General features: G+C 60.4%; 26 protein-coding genes. 4 read left to right on the top strand and 22 right to left on the bottom strand.

Going from position 1 to position 26,468, the window contains the following annotated elements:
- Nucleotides 1-221: 221 nt before the first annotated feature.
- Nucleotides 222-977 carry an SDR family NAD(P)-dependent oxidoreductase gene (locus tag OS242_RS17850; protein WP_267153062.1) on the top strand — a complete coding sequence of 252 codons (756 nt, stop codon included), beginning with the start codon at nt 222-224 and terminating at the stop codon, nt 975-977.
- A gap of 15 nt (nt 978-992) precedes the next feature.
- Here the strand turns inward: OS242_RS17850 and OS242_RS17845 are convergent, their stop codons facing one another.
- The 5 genes from OS242_RS17845 to OS242_RS17825 form a co-directional block, all read right to left on the bottom strand.
- Nucleotides 993-4,211, bottom strand: coding sequence for an AAA family ATPase (locus OS242_RS17845; protein ID WP_267153061.1), 3,219 nt, complete (start codon nt 4,209-4,211; stop codon nt 993-995).
- Nucleotides 4,208-5,479 carry a DNA repair exonuclease gene (locus OS242_RS17840; RefSeq protein ID WP_267153060.1) on the bottom strand — a complete coding sequence of 424 codons (1,272 nt, stop codon included), beginning with the start codon at nt 5,477-5,479 and terminating at the stop codon, nt 4,208-4,210. The genes OS242_RS17845 and OS242_RS17840 overlap by 4 nt, the downstream gene beginning before the upstream one ends.
- A gap of 93 nt (nt 5,480-5,572) precedes the next feature.
- On the bottom strand, nt 5,573-6,604 hold the full coding sequence (locus OS242_RS17835; protein WP_267153059.1) for an ABC transporter permease: 1,032 nt from the start codon (nt 6,602-6,604) through the stop codon (nt 5,573-5,575).
- Nucleotides 6,570-7,508 carry an ABC transporter ATP-binding protein gene (locus OS242_RS17830; protein WP_267153058.1) on the bottom strand — a complete coding sequence of 313 codons (939 nt, stop codon included), beginning with the start codon at nt 7,506-7,508 and terminating at the stop codon, nt 6,570-6,572. The genes OS242_RS17835 and OS242_RS17830 overlap by 35 nt, the downstream gene beginning before the upstream one ends.
- A gap of 131 nt (nt 7,509-7,639) precedes the next feature.
- On the bottom strand, nt 7,640-8,047 hold the full coding sequence (locus OS242_RS17825; protein ID WP_267153057.1) for a GntR family transcriptional regulator: 408 nt from the start codon (nt 8,045-8,047) through the stop codon (nt 7,640-7,642).
- Between the two features lie 168 nt (nt 8,048-8,215).
- On the opposite strand from OS242_RS17825, the gene OS242_RS17820 reads away from it, so the two are divergent.
- Both OS242_RS17820 and OS242_RS17815 read left to right on the top strand, forming a co-directional pair.
- Nucleotides 8,216-8,926, top strand: a complete 711-nt coding sequence (locus OS242_RS17820; RefSeq protein ID WP_267153056.1) for an SDR family oxidoreductase — start codon at nt 8,216-8,218, stop codon at nt 8,924-8,926.
- A 14-nt stretch (nt 8,927-8,940) separates the two neighbouring features.
- Nucleotides 8,941-9,708, top strand: a complete 768-nt coding sequence (locus OS242_RS17815; protein WP_267153055.1) for an SDR family NAD(P)-dependent oxidoreductase — start codon at nt 8,941-8,943, stop codon at nt 9,706-9,708.
- Between the two features lie 55 nt (nt 9,709-9,763).
- Here OS242_RS17815 and OS242_RS17810 read toward each other — a convergent pair whose 3' ends face one another.
- The 4 genes from OS242_RS17810 to OS242_RS17795 all read right to left on the bottom strand — a co-directional run bounded on the left by OS242_RS17810 (nt 9,764) and on the right by OS242_RS17795 (nt 13,654).
- Entirely contained in the window at nt 9,764-10,888 is a 1,125-nt protein-coding gene (locus OS242_RS17810) for a polysaccharide deacetylase family protein (protein WP_267153054.1), read from the bottom strand.
- Between the two features lie 133 nt (nt 10,889-11,021).
- Complete coding sequence (locus tag OS242_RS17805; protein ID WP_267153053.1) at nt 11,022-12,224, bottom strand: DUF418 domain-containing protein; 1,203 nt, start codon at nt 12,222-12,224, stop codon at nt 11,022-11,024.
- Complete coding sequence (locus tag OS242_RS17800) at nt 12,221-12,676, bottom strand: SRPBCC family protein (protein WP_267153052.1); 456 nt, start codon at nt 12,674-12,676, stop codon at nt 12,221-12,223. Before OS242_RS17800 ends, OS242_RS17805 begins: the two co-directional genes overlap by 4 nt.
- Before the next feature lie 69 nt (nt 12,677-12,745).
- Entirely contained in the window at nt 12,746-13,654 is a 909-nt protein-coding gene (locus OS242_RS17795; protein WP_267153051.1) for a COX15/CtaA family protein, read from the bottom strand.
- Nucleotides 13,655-13,806: 152 nt separating this feature from the next.
- Here OS242_RS17795 and OS242_RS17790 point away from each other — a divergent pair, with 152 nt between their 5' ends.
- A complete protein-coding gene (locus OS242_RS17790; RefSeq protein WP_267153050.1) occupies nt 13,807-14,400 on the top strand; it encodes a DnaJ domain-containing protein in 594 nt (197 codons plus the stop codon).
- On the opposite strand, the gene OS242_RS17785 is transcribed toward OS242_RS17790, so the two are convergent.
- The 13 genes from OS242_RS17785 to OS242_RS17725 all read right to left on the bottom strand — a co-directional run bounded on the left by OS242_RS17785 (nt 14,395) and on the right by OS242_RS17725 (nt 26,460).
- A complete protein-coding gene (locus OS242_RS17785) occupies nt 14,395-14,673 on the bottom strand; it encodes a hypothetical protein (protein WP_267153049.1) in 279 nt (92 codons plus the stop codon). The genes OS242_RS17790 and OS242_RS17785 overlap by 6 nt on opposite strands.
- Nucleotides 14,674-14,762: 89 nt before the next feature.
- Nucleotides 14,763-16,217, bottom strand: coding sequence for a phytoene desaturase family protein (locus tag OS242_RS17780; RefSeq protein WP_267153048.1), 1,455 nt, complete (start codon nt 16,215-16,217; stop codon nt 14,763-14,765).
- On the bottom strand, nt 16,204-17,610 hold the full coding sequence (locus tag OS242_RS17775; protein ID WP_267153047.1) for an aminotransferase family protein: 1,407 nt from the start codon (nt 17,608-17,610) through the stop codon (nt 16,204-16,206). Before OS242_RS17775 ends, OS242_RS17780 begins: the two co-directional genes overlap by 14 nt.
- A 12-nt stretch (nt 17,611-17,622) precedes the next feature.
- Nucleotides 17,623-18,366, bottom strand: coding sequence for an SDR family NAD(P)-dependent oxidoreductase (locus tag OS242_RS17770; RefSeq protein ID WP_267153046.1), 744 nt, complete (start codon nt 18,364-18,366; stop codon nt 17,623-17,625).
- 12 nt (nt 18,367-18,378) lie between these two features.
- Nucleotides 18,379-19,122: a 3-oxoacyl-[acyl-carrier-protein] reductase gene (fabG, locus tag OS242_RS17765; RefSeq protein WP_267153045.1), complete on the bottom strand. Its 744-nt coding sequence runs from the start codon at nt 19,120-19,122 to the stop codon at nt 18,379-18,381.
- Nucleotides 19,119-20,306, bottom strand: a complete 1,188-nt coding sequence (locus OS242_RS17760; RefSeq protein ID WP_267153044.1) for a beta-ketoacyl-[acyl-carrier-protein] synthase family protein — start codon at nt 20,304-20,306, stop codon at nt 19,119-19,121. Before OS242_RS17760 ends, fabG begins: the two co-directional genes overlap by 4 nt.
- Nucleotides 20,307-20,346: 40 nt before the next feature.
- Nucleotides 20,347-20,784 (bottom strand): 3-hydroxyacyl-ACP dehydratase FabZ, encoded by a 438-nt coding sequence (gene fabZ / locus OS242_RS17755; RefSeq protein WP_267153043.1) that lies wholly within the window; start codon nt 20,782-20,784, stop codon nt 20,347-20,349.
- 20 nt (nt 20,785-20,804) lie between these two features.
- A complete protein-coding gene (locus tag OS242_RS17750) occupies nt 20,805-21,839 on the bottom strand; it encodes a BtrH N-terminal domain-containing protein (RefSeq protein WP_267153042.1) in 1,035 nt (344 codons plus the stop codon).
- Nucleotides 21,836-22,948 (bottom strand): BtrH N-terminal domain-containing protein, encoded by a 1,113-nt coding sequence (locus OS242_RS17745; protein ID WP_267153041.1) that lies wholly within the window; start codon nt 22,946-22,948, stop codon nt 21,836-21,838. The genes OS242_RS17750 and OS242_RS17745 overlap by 4 nt, the downstream gene beginning before the upstream one ends.
- Nucleotides 22,949-22,972: 24 nt before the next feature.
- On the bottom strand, nt 22,973-24,007 hold the full coding sequence (locus OS242_RS17740; protein WP_267153040.1) for a DUF4872 domain-containing protein: 1,035 nt from the start codon (nt 24,005-24,007) through the stop codon (nt 22,973-22,975).
- A 12-nt stretch (nt 24,008-24,019) separates the two neighbouring features.
- On the bottom strand, nt 24,020-24,742 hold the full coding sequence (locus OS242_RS17735) for an ABC transporter ATP-binding protein (RefSeq protein ID WP_267153039.1): 723 nt from the start codon (nt 24,740-24,742) through the stop codon (nt 24,020-24,022).
- 14 nt (nt 24,743-24,756) lie between these two features.
- Nucleotides 24,757-25,209, bottom strand: a complete 453-nt coding sequence (locus OS242_RS17730; protein ID WP_267153038.1) for an acyl-CoA thioesterase — start codon at nt 25,207-25,209, stop codon at nt 24,757-24,759.
- Between the two features lie 12 nt (nt 25,210-25,221).
- A complete protein-coding gene (locus OS242_RS17725) occupies nt 25,222-26,460 on the bottom strand; it encodes an ABC transporter permease (protein ID WP_267153037.1) in 1,239 nt (412 codons plus the stop codon).
- Between the last annotated feature and the right edge of the window lie 8 nt (nt 26,461-26,468).

Raw genomic sequence — 26,468 nt, 5'->3', positions numbered from 1 at the left:
ACCCCAAAAGGCCTCCCCGAGACGCCTTTCCCGTATTATAACGGATAAGAATAGGAAAATAAACCTAAAAACGCAATATTCATTAAATTTTTTTACGACAAAAGAAGACATTTTGTTACATTGTACTTATACCATTTTAAAGAATGAGTATTGACTGACTCACCTTATGAAGCAGATACTGGAATTGACAGTTTATTCGACTGAGAAAGCGAGGGATCTCGATGAATTTGCAAGGAACGGTCGCGGTCATCACCGGCGGCGGCAGCGGTATCGGACGGGCAACCGCTTTGAAATTTGCCCGTGAAGGGGCGCGGGTGGTCATCGCCGAGTACAACGAAGACACCGGGCGCGAGACGGTGAATTTGATTGAGGCGGCAGGCGGCGAGGCGACATTTGTCCGCACCGATGTATCCGATTTTGCTCAGGTGGAGACGGCGGTCAACGTCGCGGTCGACACGTACGGGCGGCTGGACGTGATGTTTAACAACGCGGGGATCGGCCATTTCGCGCCGTTGCTCGATCATGAACCAAAAGACTACGAGTGCGTCGTCCAGGTCAACCAGCACGGCGTCTACTACGGCATCCTCGCAGCGGGACGCAAGATGCGGGACCTGCAGATCAAAGGCACGATCATCAATACCGCATCCGTCTACAGCTATCTGGCGAGCCCGGGCGTATTTTCCTACCACGCCGCCAAGGGCGCGGTGAAGATGATGACTCAGTCGGCCGCGCTGGAACTGGCTCCGTACGGCATCCGCGTCGTCGCGGTGGCACCGGGCGGCGTCAACACGCCGATCATCCAAGGGTACAAAGACATGGGTCTGGAGGAGAACATGAAGCGTCACCACATGCGCCGCCACCTGCTGGAGCCGGAGCAGGTCGCCAACGTCGTCGCCTTCCTCGCCTCTTCCGATGCGGACGGGATCAACGGCAGCGTCGTGATGGTCGATGACGGCCTGGCTGCGTTTAAAGGCTAAAAAATACCCCCTGCTCTATACAGAGTAGGGGGTTTTGGCATGCTCGGAAGACTCGAACGACAAAAGATGATGCTCCGCCCGCATCTCCCGCAGGCAGCCGGATATATGCGGATGGCAGGTGAAAAAGAGAATCTGCTGCTCCCCGGCGATCTCGACCAAGGTGCGCAGAGCCGCCTTGGTGCGCTCCGGGTCAAAGTTGACAAAGATGTCGTCGAGCACGAGCGGCAGGGCGACGCTCTGCCGGTACTCGTGGACGAGGGCGAATCGCATCGCGAGGTAGAGCTGTTCCACCGTGCCCCGGCTGAGATACGCCGGTTCGAAGCGGTGCCCGTCCTGCCGCTCGACTTCGATCCGCTTGTCGCCGAGCGGGACGTAGACGCCGGTGTAGCGGCCTTCCGTCAGGCGGCGGAAATAGTCGGCCGCCCGCTTGATCACGGCGGGTTGCTTTTCTCTTTCGTAGATGCCCATCGTCCGCTGGAGCAGGTGCCGGGCCACCGCGTAGACCGACCATTCGTCCGCCTCCCGCTCCAGCCTCGCGGTCAATTGACGGTGGTTCTGCCGGGCCTCGGAGAGTCGTTCACTCGTTTCGAGGGAGCTCAATTTTTGCTTGAGGCTGCCTTTCTCCTCTTGCAATCCCTGCAACACGGCTCGAAGCTCCGCGAGCCGCACCTTTTCCGCAGTCAAAGCTTCCCGCCGCTGATCGGCGTCGGCCGCTTCCATCTCGGCGCAGAATTTCACCCATGCCGCCTCACCGCCCGCCGAACGGAGCAGGATCGCGTGGAGCCGGTCCCGCTCGTCGAGCCGGCGTGTGCGCTCGGCAAACTGAGCAGCCCGGCGGCGAAACGTCTCTTCGTCGGCTGCATCCGCTGAGCGGAACAACTGTGCCTGCGCGTCGAGGTGCGCACGCAACAGGTTCTGTTTTTCCTGCAACGCGTCGCGAACTGTGGATAACTTGTCGGTCAGATGAGCCCTTTGCGACGCTTTCCGTTCCTCGTCCTGTAGACAACTGCTGAGTTTGTGGATAATGGCGGACAGATCTGTGGAGAACGCCGCTTTATCCCCAAGCCGTTCGGCGAGCGTGCGCGCTTCCCGTTCGAGGTTGTCCACAAAATCGCGCCATCCGGCGGCCAATTTGGCTCCTTCCCGCTTTTGGCGCACCGCATCCCGCGCTTTTTCGATCTCCGGCAACGTCTGCTCAGTCAGAGAAGGTGTCCACTCGGTGGGCAACCCTCGCTCCGACAGCCACGAAGTCCAGCTCGCTTGCCACGCATCCCGTTCTCGCCGGTGCGCGTCCTTGTCGCGGTTCAGCCGTGCGACGGCGAGGTCCTGCACGTCTTGGTCGCGGATCAAGTCTCGCCATTGCTCTTCCCATCGCTGGCGATCTTGCCGCCGCTCGTCATCGCGGCGCAGACGCTCTTCGAGTGTGCGCAGACTCTCTCGGACGAACGCGAGCCCGTGCGGTGCGAGCAGGCGTGCGGCCTGCGCTTGCAGGTCATCTTGTTCACGGCGCAGGCGTTCGAAGTGAGCGCGGTTGCCCGCGAGCGTCTCGCGCAGCATGCTGGCTCTGTCCCCTGACGACGCTTTTCCAGGCGCAGGGGTCCGCCATTTCAAAGCCGCCAGCGCACCGAGCACGAGAAAGACGATCAGAGCCGGCAGCAAAGACCCCAGCACCAGCAGGATCAGCGGCAACAAAACAGCCAACGCGGCCAGCACCCATTTTTCCATCGCAAACGATGGTTTCGCATCCGACCGCCCGGACTGCCCCATTCGAAACGTTGATTTCGCCGCCGTACGCCCTGTCCCGCCGAGCAGTTCCTCATCCCGGGAGATCTGCTCCGCCAGATGCTCCTGACTTTGTCGCAGCGACTCCGCCCGCGGCAACTGCTCCCGGAGCCAGTTCAGCGCGTCCTCCGCCTGTACCCGCTCCTCGTCGGACATGACTTTGGGCAACGCCTCCTGCCGCTCCAGCAGTTCGCCTTCCCGCTTTTGCAGGTCCTCCGCTTTTTCCCGCAGCTCCCGTTCGCGCAACGCCCATCCGTTGCCCGCTTCACGCAAGGAGCGCTCTTGCTCCGCCTGCTCTTGCAGCGCCTGCTTGTGCGCAAAGGAGAAATCGAACGCGGCGATCCGCTCCTCCTCCCAATCCAGTCCGGTCACCCGCCGAAATTGGGCCAACGCTCCGTCCAACGCCTCGATCCGCACGCTCTGTTCCCGCAGCGACTGCACCCGGTCCCGCACCAGCGGCACCTGATCCCGCAGCCGCAGGATCTGCTCCTGTGCCGCCAGCACGTCTTCGCGCACGACCAGCCCGTCGAGCACCGCCGACTCCTTCCGCTCCCTCGCCGTCAGCCCTTCGATCTCCGCTTCCACCTCGCGACGCCGCTCCAGCAACTGCTCCAGCCGCGCCACACCGTCCTGCGGAAACTCCGCGATCACAGGCAACGCCTGCAACCGCCGCTCCTGTTCCCTCCATGCCTCGTAGGTCTCCTCCTGCTGGAGAAGGACGTCCTGCCGCTTCACCCGCTCCTCGCCCGCTTCGACGAGCCGGGTCTGCTCGTCGATTCGACCCTCCACCGCCTGCAGGTCGCGGACGCAGCGGTTGTACGTCTCGTTTTCCCGCTGCAAGTCAAGGATCGTGTCTTGCTCGCGTTCGAGACTTTTGCCGGTGGTGAGCAATTTTAACTGCTTGCTCTTGCCGCCTTTTTTGAAATACGACTCCTCCAGCCCTTCGAGCTTTTTCTGCACCTGCAAAATGGACAATCCCGATCCCGTCCCGGCCCGGTAGAGAAATCCGTTCACCTCTTCCGTCTGCAGGGTCTCCAGTTGTTGCAGTTCGGTCAGGCCGAAAGCGAAGATATTTTTAAACACCTTGTCGTTCATCTTGCCGAGCAACAGGTGCACCTGCTCTTCGCCGCCCGTCGTCCCGTCCGGCAGATATACGCGCACATCGCCCGCCGACCGCGACGTCCCCGTGCGCTCGATGCGATACCGCGCCCCGGCCGCATCGACGAGCGTCACCGCTCCGCCGTAGCCTCCGCCGCCGCGCGGCTCATAGCGCAGATGCAACGCCTGCGCAGACCGCCGCTCAAATCCGAACAGCACCGCCCGCACAAACGCCATCACCGTCGTCTTGCCCGCTTCATTGCGACCCAAGATCACGTTCAGTCCTGGCTCAAACTGCCACTCGACATCCTGCCATTCGCCAAATCCGTACACCTGCACCCGCTCGATCCTCACAGCGCGTCCCTCCTCTCTGCAAACAGTGCCAGCACCAGATCTTCCGCCTCTTCGAGCAGTTCCGTCAGCCGCTCATCCCCCGGAGTCCCGAGATGCTTTTTCCATTTCGGGTGCTTGTACACCGTGCCGAGCAGCTCTTCCAACTCGCTGCGCAACTCCGGGCTCTCCCGCATCTCCTCGACGAGTCGCAGAAAATCGCCGAGAAACGGGTCGCTCTCCCGCCATGCGTCGCGGTCGATCTCCTCCCGCGTGCGCACCTCGACCGACTCGATCCACACCCACGGGCGCAGGTCATCCGCGATCTCTTGCAGAGCTTGTGTCCATTCGTCCCGGCCCTCGACCCGCTTCAAGCTGCGGTGCAACTCCGTGTGGCCGGTGACTTCCACAGCCACGAGCAGCGGCCGCAGCCCACCGTTTTCCCGTGCGAGCAAGATCTGTTCCTCCGCCCGCTCCAGCGCGTCCGCCTCCTCCGTCACGCCGGTCAGATCGACCTCGACCTTCTCCCAGCGGATCGGAGCCAACTCGTGAAAGACACACCCGTCCACCTTGCCTTGCGACACTTCAACGAGGTAGCAGCCTTTCGCTCCGGTCTCCTTACGACTGCGCCCTTGCAGGTTGCCCGGATAGACGATGTGCGGCCGCTCTTGAATCACAGCCCGCTTGTGTATATGACCGAGCGCCCAGTAGTCCATTCCGCCCGCTGCCAGCTCCGCCCGCGAGGACGGCGCATACGCTTCGTGCCCGCTGTCGCCGTCGAGGTTGGTGTGCAGCACCCCGATGGCAAACGGCACATCCACCTCCCGCACATAATCGCGGTGGATCCGCTCTTTAAATTTCGCCGTCGGATAACTCCGCCCGTACACGCGGGCCAGTTCCACACCCTCCCGCACAAAAGGAACCGACTCCACCGTTTCCCCGGAAAAGATGTGCACCGTCTCCGGCCATTTCAACCGCGCCTGCGCTCCGTCCAGCGGGTCGTGGTTGCCGTGCGACACATACGCCCGGATGCCGTGCTCCGCAAGCTTCTCCAAGCCGCGCAAAAACGCGACCTGTGCCGTCAGCGACCGGTCGGCCAGATCGTATACATCCCCCGCCACGATCACAAAGTCGACGCGCTCCGAGATCGCCAGTTCGACCAGCCGCTCATACGCCGCAAACGTCGACCGCCGCACCTCCCGCGCGATCCGCTCCGGCAACTGCCCGGCCAACCCCCGGAACGGGCTGTCCAGATGCAGATCGGCCGCATGCAAAAAACGAAAAGAAGACATACTCCCACCCCCAAATTCGATGGAACATGTATTCGCGCTTGCCGACGGAATCCCTTTCCAAAAAAAGAAGACCGCAGATCGCGGCCTTTTCCGTCATGATTTCACTCGTATGCCCGCACGCCGCAAAAAGCGTTGCAATCCGCCGATCCCGGCATAGACCCCCACCATGATGCCGACGAACGACAGGACCCCCAAAAGGAACGAATGGCTGTCTCCCGCGATGCCGACGCCCGCCGCCAGCCCGATCAACACCGGAGCGAAGCGCAGCAACCACCTAGTCAGGCTCGTGAACATCAGCAGACGGCCGTTGTGCTCCATCTGATTTTGCTCGAACAGGCGGACCGACCACACATAGAGAGCGATCGTCACCGCCAGCAACCCGAGCGAACTGAGATAAGGCGCATGAACCGCCGTATACGATTCACAGCCAAACCCGTTGTAACACGGCAAGATCACTGCCTGCACCGCATAGTCGGTCCACCAGCCATTGAAGATGTCATGAGACATCCCGGAATTGTAAAACCACACCCACGGTGCGTATAGAGCTGTCACCGCCAATAGAATCGCTGACAGCAGATTGCCCGCGACTGTGGCGAGGAAAAACGTGATCGTGTACATCAGCAGAAACACACTCGTCGTCAAAACAAAGAACGGCAAGATCTTCCATGCCTGATACTGCACATCCGGGAACACCAGCAAATACGCCACCATCATCAGAAACATCACCGTCATCGATCCGACCAAAAATGCCGCATTGACCAGATACTTCGCCGCCAGCACCTCGCGTCTGGAGACGGGCATCGCGGTGAGGAACGGCATCGTGTTCGGCGACCGCTCCGAAGCCAGCGGAAGCACTCCGAGCACGACGGTGAGGAGCATCCCGACGAGGACGACGGAGGAGCCCTCATTATGTTCCATCATCTGCGCGAGATCCTGTGACCAGTAATAGACGATCGACCTATCTCCCCACCATATGAACAAATGATAGATCGACAGCCCCAGCGGGTACAGGATCACCGACAGCGACCACAAGACAAACGCAGCGACGTACCAGCCGCGAAACGGCATCCATTCCTTCCACAGCAACGCCCTATTGAGCGGAAACAGATTCTGCAAAGAGTTCAAGGGAGTAGCCCTCCTTTCCCACCGTGTGGATGAACAGTTCTTCGAGGCCGAGGTCGACCGATTCGATATAGATCGGCTGCATCGCTTTCACCCGCGCAAACACCTCGTGGAAATGATCGCTGACGGTGATCGCATACACGCGCCCTTGCCCTTCTACCTTCAAGACCTCCCGCATCGTCCTGATCTCCTCCGGCAGTCCGTCTGGAAATACGGCTTGGATCTTCCGCGCATTTTCCTTCACTTCGTCGAGCCCTTTGGAAAAGAGAACGCGTCCCTCCATCATCACCGCGACGTGATCGGCCATCCGTTCCAGATCGTGCAGATGGTGGGTCGAGAAAAAGACGGTCGTGTCGCCGGTCGCAGCCTCCTCCAAGATCAACTGCTTGAACGCTTGCTTCATCACCGGGTCGAGCCCGGAAGTCGGTTCATCGAGAATCAGGACTCGAGGCTTGACCGACAGCGCGATCACCAGCGCCAACTGCGTGCGCATCCCTTTGGACAGCGACCAGACCCATTTTTGCTGCGGCAGTCCGAACGCCTTCATGAGAGCGGCACACCGCTTGGCATCCCAATGCGGATAGACACGTGAGCAGAGTTCCAACACCTGCGCGATGCGGTAATACGGATAGAGATGCTGCGCGTCCGTCACATACCCGACCTGCGCTCGCACGGCACCGCTCGGATCGGTGATCGACCGCCCCAGGATCGCCCCGCTGCCCGCCGTCGGCTGCAACATCCCGAGCAGCATACCGATCAACGTGCTTTTCCCCGCCCCATTCGGCCCCATCAGCCCAAAGATACTCCCCTCCGGCACCGAAAGGCTCACGCTGTCGACTGCCACATCCCCGTCGAACTCCTTGCGCAATCCAAACGTTTCAATCGCGAGCCCAACACGATCAGCCACGCCATCCAAACCGGCCGCATGCAAGGCCCTGCTCCGCCCGCTCGTACTCTCATCGCACTGCCGATTCGGACCCCCACTGCTTTGTCTTTTCACCGATTCTGCCAGTCCCTCTCCATCCTGACTCCCTCGACTCACTTCCCATCCCTCCTCTCCTGATACCAGTCGCGCACCGTCTCTTCCAGCAGCTCGACCAGCTCATCTTCCTCCATCTTCATATAAAACGCCTCGACGAGAATCTGGTTCATCATCTCCCGGATCATCTTCCTCCGCTCCTCTCCCTTCCAGATCGCCTCCGACTCCGGCCGGGCTGCGACAAATGTGCCGCGCCCGCGCAGAGTCTCGATCACGCCTTCGCGCTCGAGTTCCTGATACGCTTTGGCGATCGTGTTGTGATTGATCGTGATCAGGGCGGCCAACTCCCGCACCGAAGGCAACTTATCCCCCGGCATCAACACGCCCTTGGCCACCGCACCCTTTGCGTTTTGCACCAACTGCTGATAGATCGGCACGCTCGACCTCGGGTCGACGTCATACCACAAATCCCGCTCCCCCTTTCACATAAAACCGTACTATGTGTACTATATCAAACAGTACACTTATCACACTGAAATCATAACCCGTTATTTTCCAATCGTCAACCAAGATTTTCCCTTCCCCTCCCCTTTGAGGTACAATACTAGACAGACACACAGAAGGGAGCTGACACCATGCAAGGCTCTATGACAGGCAAAATCGTCATCATCACCGGCGGCGCACGCGGCCTCGGCAAGACGATGGCAGAGTACATGGCCCGCGAAGGGGCGGCCGTCTGGGTCACCTCGCGCAAAGGACCGCAGCCGTCCGCACAGGAGGCCGCAAAGCCGGGTGAAGTCCGCGAAGTCCGTCTGGAGATCACCGACGAGTCTTCCGTCCGTGACCTGTTCCTTGCCGCTGATGAAGCGTACGGCCGGGTCGACGTGCTGGTCAACAACGCCGGCGTCGGCGTGTTCAAATCGGTCGTCGACACCACGCTGGAGGAATGGGAATGGATCATGAAGACCAACCTGACCGGCCTTTTCCTCTGCACCAAAGAAGCGTTTAAGCGCATGCAGACCCAAGGCGGCGGTCGCATCATCAACATCGCCTCCGTCTCCGGCTACATCCCGATTCAAGAAAACGGCGCATACGGCGCTTCCAAATATGCGGTGCGCGGCTTTTCCGACATCCTCAACGAAGAGGGCAAGCACCACAACATCCGCATCTCCACCGTCTCGCCCGGTGCGGTCTGGACGGAGATCTGGGACGGCCGCGAAGGATTTGACCCGGCCGACATGCTCAAGCCCGAGGACGTCGCGGAGACGGTGCTCGACATCGCCCGCCGTCCGCTGCACGTCCGCATCGACGAAGTGAAGATCCTGCCCCCCAAGGGCGTTCTGTAGGAGGACTCATACATATGGACAAACATGTCGCCCTCATCTCCGGCGCCGGTCGCGGCATCGGCGCGGCCACAGCCAAAATGCTCGCTTCGGAAGGCGTCGCCGTCGGCGTGCTCGACGTACTGCTCGACGAAGCGGAAGCGGTCGCCCAGCAGATCCGCGATGCCGGCTACCAAGCCCTCGCCCTGAAATGCGACGTCGGTCTGCGCGAAGACGTGGAGAATGCCATCTCCACCGTTGAAAAGGAATTCGGCCCGATCACCATCCTCGTCAACAACGCCGGTGTCGGCGGCCCGTTCCACCGCGTCGACCAAGTCAGCGACGACGAGTGGGAGTGGATCATGAACACCAATTTAAAAAGCGTCTTTCTCTTCACCCGCAACCTGCTGCCGAAGATGAAAGAGCAGGGCTTCGGCCGCATCGTCAACATCGCCTCGATCCAAGGCTTGTACGGCTCGGCTCACTCCTCGACCTACGTGGCGTCCAAGCACGGCATGATCGGCTACACCAAGACGATCGCCGCTGAATGGGGCGAGCACGGCATCACCTGCAACGCGATCTGCCCTGGCTACGTCGACACCGCGCTCGGTGTGCAGACCGACAAGATCAGCGACTACATGCAGCGCGTCCTCGCCAAAAGCCCGGTCAAACGCATCGCCAAACCGGAAGAGATCGCCGCCCTCGTCCGCCACCTCGTCGGCCCGCACGGCGGCTACATCAACGGCTCCTCCTACGTCATCGACGGCGGCATCACCTCGCACGTCGGCATCACGTCGGATCTGTAAGCCCTCGCAAAATGACAAAAGGACCTCTCGCCTGTGCAAGGGGTCCTTTCCCTTTTTACCTCGTATCGCCCCAAAAGTTATGCGGCGTGAAATGCTCTTCCAGTCCGATCAGTTCGTACCCGCTCGCCAGCAGCCAGTCCACCAGCACGGGCAACGCCTGCACGGTCGTCTTTTTGTCGTGGAACAGCACGACGGCGCGGTCTTTGCCTGACACCTGCTGCTTCACCTGCGCGATGATGCGATCCGCCGGGACGGACGCCGCTCGGGAGTCCATGCTGTCCACGTTCCAGTCCCACATCTTGTATCCCGCGCTCACCACCGCATCGCGGTAGCCCTGCTTCATATAGGGCTTGCTCCCGTACGGCACGCGAATCAACTTCGTCCGCACCCCCGTCACGGCCGCCACCGCCTCCTGGGCCGCGTTCATCTCGTTCACCACCGCTTGCGGCGACGCATAGACTCGGTCAGCATCGTGCGTCACCCCGTGCAGTCCCATCGAGTGCCCCTCCGCATGAATGCGCTTCACAATGTCCGCATGCGCCTGCACCTGTCCCGACAGCATAAAGAACGTCCCCTCCACACCTCTGCTCTGCAAGATATCGAGGATCTCCTCCGTATACCCGTTCGGCCCGTCATCGAACGTCAGATACGCGACCTTCGCCGGCTCCTCCCGCAACGGCGGCGGTGCAGGCTCCTGCCGTGCCTTCTCTTCCTCGATCACCGCTCTGTATTTTTCATAAAATTGCTCATCGCTCAACTCCGCGCTCGCATCCTTCGCCCTCGCCACCGGGCCATCTTCCAGATACGACACCTCATAGCCAAACTTCTCGCTCACCCAGCGAAACGGCACCATCGTCCGATCGTCTTTCAAATATGTCAGCAGGGGACTCGTCCGATTTATTTCCAAGGAAATACCCCTGTTTTTTTCACTCACCGTCACTTCATTCGTCAACGCATCCCACTCCAACCCCCACCCGGCCTCCTGTGCCAAATACCGGATCGGCAAATACGTGCTGCCGTTGATCATCTCCGCCTTCGCATCCGGGAACTGCAACAGCCGGTCATTGAGCCCGACCCTCACAAACTGCCCGCTCGCCCCTGCAAACGCCGAAGAGAAACAAGACAGCACCAATACCAAAACCAAAGCCACCATCTGTGCCAATCGCATCCACTGACTCATATCGGCAACCTCCCTGTCCAGTCACGTTCTCGTCCTTTACCAGGGATTCATATGAGTCTAGCAACTCGATCAGACCAACTTTTTATAAAAAAAGACCTCCCCAAGAATCAAGGAGGTCATGCTCGTCTATGCTCTACGGTCTCTTCCCGTACGTCATCGTCCGCCACAGCCACTCCAGCGGACCATAACGAAACCGCCCCGTCCACCAGACGGCAAACGGGATCAGCACCGCGTAAAACGCCAGCGTGATCAACAGCCCTTTCGCCGGTCCAATCGAGCCGTACAGCCCAAATCCATACGAGTAAAACAGCGTCGTCGCCAGCAGCGATTGCAGGATGTACACGGAGAACGCCATCCGCCCCACCCGTGCCAGCACGCGCAGTCCCCGCCGGAACACACCGCGCTGCCACAGCAACACCAGCGTCGTGCCGTAGACCAGTCCGATCAGCGGCGAGCCGATCATCGTCGACCAGAACCGGGCGAGCAACACACCCTGTTCCCCCGCATCGGCCAGGACATACAACAGGACCGGCAACAGCGTCAACACCCCGCCGACCAACAAGCTCCACAGCCGCACCTTGCGGAAAAAGCCGAGATGCTCCGCGGCGTTGTGCAAAATTCCTTTCTTCGCCGTCCATGCGCCGAGCAGCATCATCACCAGCAGTTCCGGCAGATAGATCATCGCCGTGCCGAAAGACGTCACCCATTCCTCGTAGCGTGCCGCGAAGATCTCACTCCACGACCCGCCGCTGTAAGCCGAGATCAACAGCTGAACCTGATCGGACGTCTGGTTGAGACTGTCCTCCAGCTCACCGCCCGCCAGCGCCATCATCGCCAACCAGATCACCGTGAACAGCAACAGCACCACCACGGTCAGCCCCGTGAGCACCAGCGCCCAGATCAGCAAAGTCTGAGCCGTGCGACCGGAAAAGAACAGCAACATCACGATCCCGAGCATCCCGTAGAACAGCAAGATGTCCCCGTACCAGATCAAAAACGCATGCGTCGCTCCAAACAGCAGCAACGCCAGCATCCGCCGGGCATAGACCGGGAAAAAAGCCGTCCCCCGCGCATCCGCCCGCTCTTTCATGATGATCATCCCAAAGCCAAACAGGAACGACAGCATCGTGATGCTCTTCCCCGCCGCAAAGACCTCGATGAACATCTCCGCGTACACATCGCCGCTCCACGCCCACTCCCACTGTCCCGAGAGTTCATAGGGAGCGCCGTACAACAGCATGTTCACCACCAAGATCCACAAAATGAAAAACCCGCGCATCATATCGACCGCGCCGATCCGCTCTTCTGTCCGGATCGGCTCCATCATCTGACTCATTCCTTCGCCTCCGCCACACGTTTGATATGCAGGTTGCGCTGCGTTAAAAAGCGGTCCATATACGCGGTTAGAAACAGCCGGTCGGCGAGCACGCCGAGCCACCCGTACGGTGATCGATATTCAAAAATATCGACCATCCGCGTACCCTCCTCCACCTCGTAAAACTCATGGACATGATAGAACGAATGAAACGCGCCGCTGACCATCTCATCCACAAATCGAAAGGGTCGCTCCATCTCCGTGATCCGGGCGGTCAACCGCTGGCGTATCCCAAAGTGCACCGCTTCCCACGTCACCGACTCCCCGAGCTCGATCAGCCCGGACGTGCGGCCGCCGACAGCACGCTCCCGGGTCTGCGCCGTGGAATCCATATGTATGTCGATACTCCGAGCCAGATCAAAACAGACCTCGATCGGCGCTCGAATCAAAAACTCCCGCTCGATCCTCGGCACTGCCTCCGTCCCCCTTTGCCTCTCCTGCTATGAAAAAGACAGGCTCCCGTATGAGCCTGTCTGGTTTTCTTATTTCCTATTCGATTCCGGCTTCTTCAACACCTGCACGCACAGATAGCACAACACCCCGAACAGGATCGTGATGATCGCCGAATGCAGGATCGTGTAGTACAGATGCAGTTCCGACCACACCACCAGCGCCCCGCTGAAGATCTGAAGCACGACGAGCACCAACACCGTCGTGGTGCCGATGAAGAGATCGCGTCGCGTCTCTTTCAACTCCAGCACTTTAAACCACAACCCGGCCACGAGGAAGAAGAACAGCATCGCCGCCAACCGGTGCGCCATCTGGATCTCCATGCCGCCGGTGAGCGGCGGGATCAGCTCGCCCGGTCGGCAGGTCGGCCAGGAGTAGCATGCCAGCGACGAGTCAGTGTGGCGCACATACGCGCCGAGATAGACGACGCCGTATGCGTAGAGAGCCAACAGCCACACGTAGATGCGCAGCCCCTTCGAAACGGCCGCCTTGACCATTTTCTTCGTCCGGTCCCGCTGGAGGATAAACGCCGTCAGCAGGAACACCCCGGAGTAGGCCAGCAGCGAGAAACCAAAGTGCAACGCCAGCACCGACGACGACTGCGGCCAGATGACGGCCGACGCGCCGAGGATCGATTCCAAAATGATAAAAAACCCGGCAAACCACGCGGTCGCGAGCACCTCTTTGTTGCCCCGGTGCGTCCACCACGAGGCGACCGCAAACACCAGCACGACGATCCCGGCGACGCCGGTCACGAGGCGGTGACTGTATTCGATCATCGATTCAAGCGTATATTCCGGTACAAACTTGCCGTTGCAGAGCGGCCAATCACTGCCGCAACCCATGCCCGATTCTGTCTTTGTCACCAGAGATCCGGCGATCATCACCAGAAACATGATCAGTGTCGCCGCAATCGCCAACCCTTTTAACCATCGATTCATCTCTCGACCTTCTCTCTAGCAAAAACGTCTCTTCTTAACATAAAAAAAAAGACTTGCCGACGCAAGACTCTTTCATTGGCAAATTTGTAGTTTGCGTGACGAAAATGCTAAGATCATCGCAAAGAGACCAATTTTGGAAAGGGGTGTCAGCCATGCTGTCCGGCCTTGACGAGATCATCCGCCGCCTGCAATCGCTCGACCTCGCCGCCTTGTCCGAAACGGAGCTGGCGGCACTCCACGACGGACTGCAAAACGCCCGGGGGCAGTTCGACGCGCTGACCGCCGATGTCGCGTGGGAGCGTGCCGCCAAATGGTGGAAGGCGATGCCGCCGGAGGACATGCGGACGATCCGGCTCCTGCTCAAAGGAGCGCGGCTCACCCCGCAGGTGTTGCAGGGTGCGCCGCAGTACACGCCGCTGTTGATCCTCCTCGACATCGAAGACCCGAACGTCGTCCGGCTCTGGGCGCAGATGACGTCGGACACCCGAGCACAGCGGCTGGACGATCTGCGGTCGGCGATGAAATTGACCGAAGTCCGCCGCGCCTCCACGCCATGGGATGACCGCAAAGAGTCGGAGCATCTGGCCTACGAAGTGCTGGGAATGACCGCCAGCGCGAGATGGGCCGACATCCGCGCCGCCTACCGCTCCCTCGCTGCGCGCCACCACCCGGACAAAGGCGGCGACCCGCAGTGGTTCAAAGCGTTGCAAAAAGCGTACGCCCTGCTCGAATCCCGCTATTTATAAATAGCGTTTGTACTTTTCCGGATACTTTTTCTTGTCCCGCGCCACACAGATCGCCCAGATGATGCCGACGATCAAGATCGCGCCGCCCCAGATGTAAAAGTCTTGGGCGATCGCTTGATGATCGGCGATATACTGTTCGCGCGGGATCTGCTGGTTGCCCACATCTAGGCGCAGGCGTTCAAAATAGGCAAAGACAAAGGCGAAGATCAAGACGAGCAACGGGTAGACAAATCGGGAATACCAACCGAGACCGCGCTTCTGTTGTTCGCTCATGTGCGTCCCCTCCCGTAAATCGTATCGTCTTTCGGATACCATATATGTCGAGAGTGGCAGGAACAGTACAGAGCGAGTTACAAAGCGACTTACAGAGCGAGTTTGGCTCGCTCGCTGAGAATCGCGACCGCCGCTGCTTCAGCGGTCAGTGCCCCGCCGTAGATGCCGTTGTTCGGGCCCCATTGTCCGGCGACATACAGGCCTGACAGCGCGCCTTTCGGTGCCAGCGCGTTGGTGCGCAGGCTCTGCTCCGGTGAGCGTTCCCAGCCGAATACCGAGCCGCGGTCGTTGCGCGTGCGGCGATGGAACGTCTGCGGCACGGCGATTTCGTAATGCAGAGCTGCACCGCGAATGCCAGGCGCCATCCGCTCGGCGATCTGAAGCATCCGCTCTTGCAACTCCGGCGTTGCCGTCTGCTCCGTCTCGTGCGTGAGGATCGTCATGAACATCACATGTGCATCCGGCGGGGCGAGCGACCGGTCGACCATCGAAGGGAAGCAGACCAGCGTCGCAGGCATCCGCTCGTCGCTGTGGCGGAACGTGCTGTAGAAGACATCGTCATCCCATTGGCGGGCATCCCACCCCGGGAAATAGAGCAGATCGTTGCCCACAGGCTTGTACCCTTCCTTCGCAGACAGATACAAACGAAACGCGGATGGCCCGACTTTCATCTGCCCGAGCCGCTGTTTGAAACGGTCGCCGATCGCAGCCGGATCGATCATCTGATACGCCGACCGGAGCGAAGACGCGACGAGCACGACAGGTGCTCGCATCTCCACCACGTCCTCCCCGCGGCGGCACACGACTCCGGTGACGCGCTTGTCCTCGACGAGGATCTGCTCCGCCGACGCCTCGGTCCAAACCTCGCCGCCGCGCTGTTCAATTGCGGCGGCTAACAGGTCGGGAAGGCGATGAGTCCCGCCTTTGATATAAAAGGCGCCCTCATGATACGTCGCCAACAGACTCGCCATCGCCAAAGCGGAACCGTTTGCTGTGATGCCGCCATATCCGGGACCAAGCGCAGACAGGATGCCGAGCGCCTGCAAAGAGGTGATCCGGTCAGCCAGGTACGCGCCCCACGTGACCGAGCTCCATTTTTTAAAGAACTCATAGATCGCGTTGCCATCGCTCGAGATCAATGCCCGCGAAAAAGCACGGATCTCCTCTGTGATCCCCAGCAGAGCCGTCCGATCACCGGGCGCGGCTTCGGTCAAGACGCGGAGCAACTCCTCCATCGAGAACGGCACAGGCACCGTCTCGCCTCCAAACGTCGCCTGCAACGGCGGCGACGGGATCGCTTCGATCTCCTCCCGCACGCCGAGCCGCGTGAGCAGACGGTCGAGCACATCTCCTTCCGCTAAGCCCCCGATATGATGAGCACCGGTGTCGAACCGGTAGCCACCGCGCTCAAAACACCCCGCATAGCCACCGACGCTCTCACTTTGCTCCAACACCCGCACCCGATACCCTTCATCCGCGAGCCGTGCGCCGCTCGCCAGCCCGGCGATGCCGCCGCCGATCACGATAACATCAAGTTGAGACATATTTCTCTCGCCCCCAGATCTTCTCCAGCGTGGTCAACACCTGTGCGAACGCCTGCAACACGCGGTCGCAGTGTTCGGCGGTAAACGTCAGCGACGGAGCCAGCACCACCGCATGGGTTCCGGCCGCGTGCGTGATCAGCCCGCGCTTGGCCAGAAAATTCATCGCCAGCATCGCAGGCGGCCACTCTGCCGTCATCGGCGATTTGCCTGTCCACTTCGCCAGCCGGATGCCGAGCAGCAGCCCTTTCCCCTGCACATCGACGATGCTCGGGAACCTCTCTTTCAATGCGAGCATCCCTTCCAACAAATACGACCCTGCCGCTGCCGAGTTGGCGACAAGTCCCTCTTCCTCGATCACTTCGATGTTTGCCAGAGCAGCAGCACACGCCACCGGATGCCCGCTGGTCGTGAAGCCGTGGACAAACTCGCGCTCCAATTTAACCGAGCCGAGAAATTCGTCAAAGACAATCTTCGGCACCAACACCGCCCCAAGCGGCAGATAGCCTGATGTGATCCCTTTGGCGAGCAGCATCAGATCGGGCCAGATCCCGCTGTGCTCGGCCGCAAACATCCGCCCCGTGCGGCCAAATCCGGTCGCGATCTCATCGCTGATCCACAAGATGCCCGTGCGGTCGCACAGTTCGCGCACCCCGCGCCAGTACGAGTCCGGGATCACGCACACGCCTTCCGAGCCCTGCACCGGTTCGGCGATGAACGCGCTGACCGTCTCCGGGCCTTCCTGCTCGATCAACAGCCGCAACTCCTCCAGGCAAACCTCTGCCCACTCATCGGCCGTCATGCCCTCCGGCGCATCGAAAGGATCTGGCACCACCGCTTGGAAAAAACCGGGCATCAACGGCCCAAACGCCCGCTTGTCATAGGGAATCCCGCAGGCGCTTATCGCCCCGAGTGTGCTGCCATGATACCCGCGATGCAGCGAGATCACTTTGTACCGCTCCGTCTCCCCTCGATTGTAGAAATACTGCCGGGCGATCTTGATCGCCGTGTCGGTCGCCTCCGAGCCGCTGTTTGTATAGAAGACGTGCCCGTACCGATCCCCGGTCATCTCTTTCAACTTCTTTGCGAGATGGACGGCTGGCGAGTTCGTGGACAAAAATAACGACGCATGATCGAGCCGTTGAAATTGCTCGGTGATCGCATGGATCACCTTTTGATTGCGATGCCCGATGTTCACATTCCACAGCGAGGAGTTCGCGTCGAGATAAACTTTTCCGTCCTGATCGGTCATCTCCACACCTTCCGCATCGTCGATCACCGTAAACATCTGCTGGAGATAGACTTCCATCTGATTCCAACAATGCCAGACCGCCGCTGCATCCTGACGCGTGACCTTTCCTTTCCCTTTCCCTTTCCCTTGCCCTTGTTCTGGCACAAGCTCTCCCCCTTAGCGCGCCGTGTAGCCGCCGTCGACCGTCAACACGGAGCCGGTCATCGACTCGGTCGCATCCGAGACGAGATAAAGCGCCGACTGCGCCACCTGCTCCGGCTTCGGGATGCCGGTCGGCAGTCCGCGCATCATCGCCACCCAGTCGGTCGACATCCCGACTTGACTCATGATCTCGTTGAGCATGTTCGTCTGCATCATGCCGGGCGCGAGACAGTTGGCGCGGATGCCGACCCGCCCGTAGTCGAGCGCGATCGACTTGGTCAGTTGGATCACGCCGCCCTTCGCTGCGCAGTACGCGGCCAGTTTCGTCGCGCCGACCAGTCCGAAATGCGAGGATACAGTGACGATGCGGCCGTATTTTTGCTCCACCATCACAGGCAACACCGCCTGACAACTGAGAAAGACGCCGGTGAGATTCACATCGATCACATGCTGCCAGTCCTCCAACGCCGTCTCCGTCACCGTGCCGGAACGGACGATACCGGAGCACGCGATCAGGTTGTCGATGCGGCCGAATCGCTCGATGCCCGCTTGGACGCAGCTCTCCAGATCTTCCACCTTCATCACATCGCCAACGAACGCGACGGCACAATCACCCAGTTCCTCCGCGACCTGCCTCACATCCAACGAGCGGTCGAACAGAACCACATTGCCCCCTTGCGCCGCAAACAACCGGGCGCAGGCCGCGCCAAGACCGCCCGCAGCACCGGTGATCAACGTCGTCTTTCCTGCCTGTTGCATCACGAGCCCTCCTTAGCTGAGCAGCCCGCCGTCCACGACGAGGGTCTGTCCGATGATATAGCTCGCTTCATCCGACGCGAGGAACGCTGCCGCTTTTGCCACCTCATCCGGCTGGCCGAACCGTTTGGCCGGGACGCGCGTCACATACTCGTCTCGCATCTTCTCCGGCACTTTGCTCAGCATGTCGGTCTCGATGTATCCGGGGGCAATCGCATTGACCCGGATGTTTTTGCCGGAGATCTCCCGCGCCAGAGATTTGGTCAGGCCGATGATCCCGTGTTTCGCTGCCGAGTAGTTGGTCTGCCCTGGCGTGCCGACGAGACCGGATACGGAGGTGACATTGACGATACTGCCGCCCTTTTGACGGAGCATCAGCGGCAGAACTTGCTTGCAGGCGTTGAAAATGCCGCCAAGATTGGTGTCGAGTACCTTGTCCCAGTTGGTCTTGCTCATCATCATCAGATAGGAGTCTGCCGTCACCCCAGCGTTGTTCACGAGGATGTCGATGCGGCCAAAATCATCAGCGACCGCCTTCATCAGCATCCGCACCTGCTCCTCGTCAGCGATGTCCACCTGATAGGCGCGGGCAGTGCCTCCCGCTGCCGTGATCGCCGCCACCGCATCTGCCGCAGCCGCTTCGCCATGCACGTAGGTCAACGCGACCGTCGCGCCTTCCTTGGCAAATCGCTCGGCGATGGCACGGCCGATGCCTCGAGACCCGCCGGTGACCAACGCAACTTTCCCTGTCAGCTTCATACCTGCCCCTCCTTTGCTGCCAAGACCAACGACGCGATGTTCCCGCCGATGTCAAAGCCGTTGACCAGCACATAGCGGTACTCGCCGGACAGCTGCGTGCCAGCGACCACATTCAATTGCAGCCGCTCATCCGCCTCGGCATAGCCCGCCGTCGGCGGCAACGTCTGATGCGCCACCGCAAGGATCGCCGTCGCGATGCCCATCGACGCAGTCGCTCCCATCGCTTCGCCGGTCAGACCTTTGCTGGTCGTCACCGGGATCGTGCGGCCCCGCTCGCCAAACACATCATGCAGCGCCATCGCCTCCGCATAGTCACCGCCGCGAGAGCCGCCTGCCGCCATCACCACCGCGTCGATCTGCTCCGGCGTAATCTGTGCATCGGCCAACGCCGTCAGCATTGCATCCGCAAACGATTTGCTGTCGATCGGCTCGACAGCCCGCTCCGGCGAGATCGCCGAAAATCCGCCGCCATAGCCGCGCACTTCGCCGAGGATGTTCGCCCCGCGCGCCTCTGCGTGCTCCAGCGTCTCCATCACCAGCACAGCCGCCCCTTCGCGCAACGCGACGCCTTGGCGGTTTTTATCCAGCGGGCGGCACACGACCACGCCCGGCTCTAGACCAGCTTCGAGGAACCCCTTCTGCCGGAACGACGTTTCCACGCTCTCGTGATACTCTTCGATCCCGCCCGCCAACAGTGCATCGGCTCGGCCGGCACGAAGAACATCAAATCCATATCCGACCGCCGACGAGCCCATCAACATCGTGCTTGCCCCTTTCAGGCCGAGGTTCATGCACGTATGCCCGATGCACGCGTTCGCCACCGTCGACGCAAACACCGTCGGCGACGTCAGATTGGGCCCCGCCGTCAGCAGCTTGCGGGCAAATTCCACATTGCTCGCCAGCGCGCCATATGCGGTGGTGAACACCGTGCCGACCCGGTTCAGATCCGGCTCCGCTGCCAAAATGCCGCTGTCCTCCAGCGCCATTTTCCCCGCCGCCAGCGTCATGTAAGAAAACCGGTCCATCCGCCGCGCCAGCCCCGGTTTCAACACCTGCGGGATCTCCACCTTTCGCACAGGTTCCGCGATCCCCCGCCCGGCTGTCAGCAGCGCGTTCCAAAATTGCTCCACGCCAACCCCGGCGCTGGAGAGTATACCCATGCCCGTCACGACCACTCGTTTCATGACTGATCCCCCTTTTTTATCAAATTCGTCCCGCACATCGTCACGCTCCGGCCCCTTTGAACGCATAGGAGACCACCGCAGACGCCACCAGTTCACCGCCGACCTTTGCCTCGCATTTCACCTGTGCGAGTTGCCCGACGCGCGCGACAAATTTGGCCTCGACATGCAGCGTGTCACCCGGCAGCACCGGACGCAAAAATTTGACCTTGTCCACGCCGCTCAGATAGCCGCGCAGTTGGTTCGTGCCGCCTTCCTCCGTCCAAAAGACAAACCCGCCGATCTGCGCCATCGTCTCGATGATCAGCACGCCGGGAAACACCGGCTCGTCCGGAAAATGTCCGGCAGCCCACGGTTCGTTGACCGAAATGTGCTTGTACCCGGCGGATCGCTCGTTCGGTACCGCTTCCACAATGCGATCCACCATCAGAAACGGATGGCGGTGCGGCAAGGCCCGCATGATTTCCTGCATACCCAACATTCCCTGATTACCCCCTTGATCTAGTAAGAGCGAACAGCCAACTCCAAGCGATCGATCGCCGCATACTCCAGATCGACCAATTCACGCAGTTCCTCATCCACAGCCGGATCGTCTGCAAAGATCCCTTGACGGGGATCAGCAGCCGCCTCCTCGAACAGCTTGCCGACGCGACGCCATCTGCGGAACAACTCCATATACGCCGCAGAACAATCCTGATACATCTCCTGTCCCGTCAGCCAGTACACCTCTTTCAAAAACCGCGCATACATCCGACGGAAATTCCCCCCGCCCGTGCCGATCCGCTCAAACAACTCGGCTGCCATGTAGGCGTTGTTCATGAGTTCATCCGGCGTCATCTGCTCCGGCCACTTCCTGATTTCCCGGGCAAACATCTTCAGTCCCGGCAGACCCATCTTAAACGCAAACGGATAGCGCATCCGATGGACGTTCAAGTCGATCGCCTCGCGAACGGCCGTGTGCAGGTCGCGCTTTTCCATCGGCATGATCAGCGCCTTCCACGCGTTTTCCGGCTTGATCGGCGCCGTCTGCGAGTTGCGGGCGGCGGTCAGTTGCTCCATCGGCACTTCCTTCGGTTCCCGCCAGAGATAGTCGAGCAACAGAGCCGTCCCTCTGCTCTGGTCATAGCCGACGAGGATCGCATTGTGCAGGCCGAAATGAAACGGCCTGTCCAGTTTGGCATGCTCCACGAGATAGGGCAGGTACATCATGTCGAGATCGAGCATCACCGGAATGCCCGCGTCGACCAGCTCTTTCGCCTGCAACCAGCCCACCTCCGGGTCATCTGTGCGGCCTGCTTCCAGACGAGCGCCGAGCACCCCCGCCAGATTTTCCTGCAAGCTCTCGTTGCGGCCGGTGAAAAAGTAATAGTCCACCGTCAGATAACGCTGATAAATAAAACCGAGGCCGCTCCCGAGCCCGAGGCACATATCCTCCGACAAGTCATACCCGTTGCCCTGCATGATCACCCGCAACGCGGACGACCCGCAATGCGAACCGAGCCGGTTCACTTCGATAAAATCGTCCAACCGCTTCATCGTGCCAACTCCCCGCCCGGCAGCCACTCCGCGAGCGTCTCCGCCGCTTTGCGCTCCTGTGCGGCGATCTCGCCGATCAGATCGTTGAGCGACTCCGAGCGCAAAGTCTCCGCCGCTCTCCCCGCTCCGTCTGACAGCCCCTTCGTAAACGTGCGCCACTGCTTCGCCAACACTTGATACTCTTTCGACACGGCCGCAAGCCGGTCATCACCGCAGATCGCGGCCGCTTCTTTCAAATAGCGGCTGTACAGACGGCGATACAGTCCGCCGCCGCTCGCCACTTCCGACACGTAATAGATCATGTGCATGGAGTTCTCCACGAACTCCATCGGCAACATCTCCGGCCAATGCCGCAGATCGCGAGCCAGCCGATCCAGCGCGCCGATACCCCGCCACGGGAAGTCACCACCAAGGAAGCTTTGCATCGTCATCGGGATCGCTCGCGAGATCGTCTGAGCCAGCGCGGGCAGCTCTTGCGGGATGTTGTAGATGGAATATCGCCCCTGAGGATGCAGCGTCACATCCATCTTCGGATTGCTCGCCTCTGCCAGCACGCGGATCGGCACCGTCTGGATGCCGCTCAAATTATTTTCGATGATATACGCTTCGCCCTTCTCCTCATCCAGCCCGATCACCACCGCCAGATGCGTCCCCGCCGGAATCTGCAGCCGGGAGAACATGTCGTCCCAGTTCGAGACAAACCCCTCTCGCTCCGCCGCACTGCCGCCCATTCCAAACAGCGGCGTCGCCCGCAGATGGTGCATGTACATCGAGAGCACCGCGTCCATAAACACCGGATGCCCCGCCTCCAGCAGTTCGCGGACATGCTTCCACTTCTGCTCTTCGCTTTCCGGCAGCCACGTCTCGTAGCTGAGCGACAGATTGCTCGCCACATCTTCGAGACCGAGGTGTGAATTGCCCGAGATCAGCACGTACTCCGACCGCTCCAAAGTCTCGTCAGGCAACACATAATAAAACGACAGCGAGTTGGCGACGCCAAACACCATCGCCTCCGACATCGAGTGGCCTTTATAAGCCAGCACATCGCGGATGTTTCCCGCTCGGCACGTCACGCTGAGCCGATGTTGAAAATCCTCCAGCAACACCATCCACCCTTGCCCCCTCTCCTCCATTCACACCGTCTCGCGCAACTCTTCACCGGTCAGCATCAGGGTCAGCAGCCCCGCCGCTTCCAGTTCCCGCGACGCGAGATCGTCAAACAGATCGGCCGCCTCGGCCAACCGCTCCGGTGCGTCCTGCTCCACCGCCGCCAGTCGGGCCGTCCACTCCACCCACATGTCCGCAGACCGCTCATAGCTCGCAATCACCGGTTCCAGGCTTGTCCCGATCAACGACTGTGCTTCCCGCAACGCGGCCGCCCACAGATCGCGCCCCCATGCCGGGCCGAAATCCGCTCTCGACATCGCCAGCACCTGCTCCACCTGCCGCTGCCAGCCCGCCTTGCCCGTCGCCAGTTCGCGCAGATCCTCTGCCCATACCGCATACGCCTGCCGCCCCGTCAGACGGAACGTCTCCGGCAGATCCGGCATGTGCAACGTGCGATGCGCCCACACTTCCAGCGCCGACCGCACCGCCTGATGCAGCGGCGGAAAGACCGGCTTGGCAAACGACGGCGAATTGATCATCAGCCATCGCACCCCGGTCTGCCCTTCGCTGCCTGGCAAACGGGATGTCTCGATCCCCCGCTTCCCCAGTTCTTCGTAGGAAACTTTAAAATATTCATTCTTTTCAGGATGAATCAGCATCACCGACTCTTTTTCGTCGGCCAGCCCGGCTGCCAGCATCAGCACCCCGTCCATTTCGATCATCGGCGGCGACACCCGCATCATCACATTGCGGTTGATCTCTTCTCGTAAATGATCGAGGTTCCGCATCCGGTAGTCCTCCAAATAAAACCCGAGCGTCGCGGACAGATTGGCCCACAGCATCGTGCTCTTGCCGGAGATGGCGAGCAGTCCCTCCTGCGCCTGCAAGGAACGCGCGCTGCGATAATAAAAATCCAGCCCTTGACAGAGCAACAGCAGCAGCGGCGAACTGAGCATCAGTCCGTCCGCCGCCAATTTGTTGCGCACCCCGCTCAGCCAGACAGGTTCCGTCGGCTGCCCGAACTGAATCAGGCGGGGAAAGGTATAACGCGGTGTGCTCATCGATCCCGCCTCCTAGTTCCCGTCTACGGCAGAGGCAGCCGCCGCTTCGGACGCTGCTCCAGCGTCGATCAGCCCGTCGCGCAGCCGAATCACCCGACTCGCCTCCGCCATCACGCCCGGATCATGCGTCGTGAACAGAAACGTCACGCCTTCCTCCCGGGAGAGCCGCTGCATCAGGCGCACGACAATCTCGCTGTTTTCCTGATCAAGATGCGACGTCGGCTCATCGGCGAGGATCACCGTCGGTTCCGTCACCAGTGCTCTGGCGATCGCGACGCGTTGCTGCTGCCCGCCGCTCATCTCCGTCGGGCGCTTGTGCATGTGCTCCGTGAGACCGACCACATCGAGCGCTTTGCGCACTCGCTCTTTGCGTTCCGCTGCGCTCACTTTGAGCAGAGTCAGCGGGTACTCGACGTTTTCAGCAGCCGTCAAGACCGGCAGCAGATTGAAATTTTGGAACACAAAGCCGATCTTTTCCCGCCGGATGCGCGCTTGCTCCTTCGCGCTGAGCCGGCCGACCTCCACCCCGTCGATCTCGATGGAGCCGCCGTCCGGCACGTCGAGGCAGCCGATCAGGTTGAGCAGCGTAGACTTGCCCGATCCGGACGGACCGGCCAGCGCGACGAACTCACCTGAAAGCACCTCGATGTTCACCCCTTTGAGCACCGTCTGCCGATGAGAGCCGAGCACAAATTCCTTTCTCACATCTTCCACTTTCAAGACTGCCTTCGCCATTGATGTCTCTCCCCTCACCGCTGCACGTCCTTCACATACTTGCCCGGATCTTCCTCCAACGCCCGCTCGACCCGCTCCCAGAGCCACTGCGGGTGGTTGAGCAGCATCTTGCCGTCCGGCGTCACATAGGCGTGCGACGTCATCGCTTCTGCATGCAGGTGCCCGGTCACCGCGTTGACGACGCGATAGTGGAACACCCACTTCGCCACCTTGCTGATCGTGATCAACAACTCGACCCGCAGGCGGTCACCGTAGCGCACCGGAACTTTATGCTTGCAGGAGCTCTCCAGCACGAAAATACGCAAGCCCCGCTCTTCGAAGTCCTGCATCTCAAACTGCAACACCTCGCGGGTAAACGCAAAGCGGGCTTCCTCGATCCACTTGTAATAATTGCTGTGGTGGACCACCCCATACGCATCGGTGTCACTAAAGCGCGGGACGATCTCGATCACAAACGGTCGATACACCTGTCACCCCTCCTAATACTGCCCGCGCAACGCGCGGATCGGCGACCAGCGGCACGCTTTCACCGCCGGATACAGCGCCGCGAGGAAGATCACGACCGTCACGACACCGAGCGTCAGCAGCAGATTGGTCACCGACAGCACCGGGTACACTTTCGTCCCGCCGATGCTGTATTTCATCGCTTCCACCTGCAGATCAATGCCGACAGACCCCAGCCACGAAACGGTCGCCACCCCGAGCACCGCCGAGACAGCCGTCGCCAGCAGAGCGATGATCAACGCTTCCAAGATCAGCAGCCATGCCACTTTTGCACGCGGAGTGCCCAGAGCCAGCAGAGTGCCGATCTCTTTGGTGCGCTCCAGCGATGCCATCAGCATCAGGTTGGTCATCCCCATCGCCACGACGATGAAAATCAACGAGAGATTCACGATCAGCAACGCCTTAAACCCCAGCGTCGCCCCCGCGTAAAACCCGCCCGCTTCCTCAGCCGTCGCGACCTGCCAGCCGCTTTTCGCCGCCGTTTTGGAGTCGAGCGCCGCTTCCAGCGCTGCCAGGTCCGCGCTCTTTTCACCGTAGACCAGCCACTCCATGCTCTTGCCTTCGCTGCCGAGCATTTGCTGAGCCCGCTCCAGCGAGATGTACGCGTTGCTGCTCAGCCACGGAGCCACCGAGTCGAAAACCCCTTTGACAGCAAATAATTCCTGCCGCATCTCGCCCGCGTCGTTGCGGACAAACAGCGTCACCTCATCGCCGACAGACAAGTCCAGTTCCTCGCTCAGCGACTTCGGCAGATACAGCCCTTCACTTTTTGGATCGGAAGACGCGGCCGTCGCGTTCACGATGTCGGCCAACGGCTCACCGTTCATCCCCGACTGACCGATCACCGTCACCGCCGAGACCCCTGATTCGTTCGCCAGCGAGCCGGCGAACGTCGTCTGCTTGATCACCCGTTCGATGCCCGGCATCCCGGCGATCTCTTTTTCCAAAGCCGCATCATCGCTCAACGCGTGGTCGAGATCGGTGTCCGGTTTCGCCATCGGCGACGAGTCGACCGGATGCGACTCGTGATGGACGACAAAGTGCCCCGTCTGTTGCACCAGCATATTTTCAAACAGTTGCTTTTGTATCCCGTCAACAAACGACAGGCCGAGGATCAACACAAACGTGCCCAGCACGATGGAGATCCCCAGCAAGAACGTGCGACGCTTCTGACGGAAGATGTTGCGAAAGGCCATCCCTATGATCGATCTCAAATCCTACT

The sequence above is a fragment of the Tumebacillus lacus genome, from assembly GCF_026410385.1.
Classification (GTDB): Bacteria; Bacillota; Bacilli; order Tumebacillales; family Tumebacillaceae; genus Tumebacillus; species Tumebacillus lacus.
This window is presented reverse-complemented; position numbering and strand designations above follow the sequence as displayed.

Coding starts and splice junctions, on each gene's coding strand:
- OS242_RS17850 (WP_267153062.1), top strand. CDS start 222: ATGAATTTGCAAGGAACGGTCGCGGTCATCACCGGCGGCGGCAGCGGT.
- OS242_RS17840 (WP_267153060.1), bottom strand. CDS start 5,479: ATGTCTTCTTTTCGTTTTTTGCATGCGGCCGATCTGCATCTGGACAGC.
- OS242_RS17820 (WP_267153056.1), top strand. CDS start 8,216: ATGCAAGGCTCTATGACAGGCAAAATCGTCATCATCACCGGCGGCGCA.
- OS242_RS17815 (WP_267153055.1), top strand. CDS start 8,941: ATGGACAAACATGTCGCCCTCATCTCCGGCGCCGGTCGCGGCATCGGC.
- OS242_RS17810 (WP_267153054.1), bottom strand. CDS start 10,888: ATGAGTCAGTGGATGCGATTGGCACAGATGGTGGCTTTGGTTTTGGTA.
- OS242_RS17805 (WP_267153053.1), bottom strand. CDS start 12,224: ATGAGTCAGATGATGGAGCCGATCCGGACAGAAGAGCGGATCGGCGCG.
- OS242_RS17795 (WP_267153051.1), bottom strand. CDS start 13,654: ATGAATCGATGGTTAAAAGGGTTGGCGATTGCGGCGACACTGATCATG.
- OS242_RS17790 (WP_267153050.1), top strand. CDS start 13,807: ATGCTGTCCGGCCTTGACGAGATCATCCGCCGCCTGCAATCGCTCGAC.
- OS242_RS17785 (WP_267153049.1), bottom strand. CDS start 14,673: ATGAGCGAACAACAGAAGCGCGGTCTCGGTTGGTATTCCCGATTTGTC.
- OS242_RS17780 (WP_267153048.1), bottom strand. CDS start 16,217: ATGTCTCAACTTGATGTTATCGTGATCGGCGGCGGCATCGCCGGGCTG.
- OS242_RS17770 (WP_267153046.1), bottom strand. CDS start 18,366: ATGCAACAGGCAGGAAAGACGACGTTGATCACCGGTGCTGCGGGCGGT.
- fabG (WP_267153045.1), bottom strand. CDS start 19,122: ATGAAGCTGACAGGGAAAGTTGCGTTGGTCACCGGCGGGTCTCGAGGC.
- OS242_RS17760 (WP_267153044.1), bottom strand. CDS start 20,306: ATGAAACGAGTGGTCGTGACGGGCATGGGTATACTCTCCAGCGCCGGG.
- fabZ (WP_267153043.1), bottom strand. CDS start 20,784: ATGTTGGGTATGCAGGAAATCATGCGGGCCTTGCCGCACCGCCATCCG.
- OS242_RS17750 (WP_267153042.1), bottom strand. CDS start 21,839: ATGAAGCGGTTGGACGATTTTATCGAAGTGAACCGGCTCGGTTCGCAT.
- OS242_RS17745 (WP_267153041.1), bottom strand. CDS start 22,948: ATGGTGTTGCTGGAGGATTTTCAACATCGGCTCAGCGTGACGTGCCGA.
- OS242_RS17740 (WP_267153040.1), bottom strand. CDS start 24,007: ATGAGCACACCGCGTTATACCTTTCCCCGCCTGATTCAGTTCGGGCAG.
- OS242_RS17735 (WP_267153039.1), bottom strand. CDS start 24,742: ATGGCGAAGGCAGTCTTGAAAGTGGAAGATGTGAGAAAGGAATTTGTG.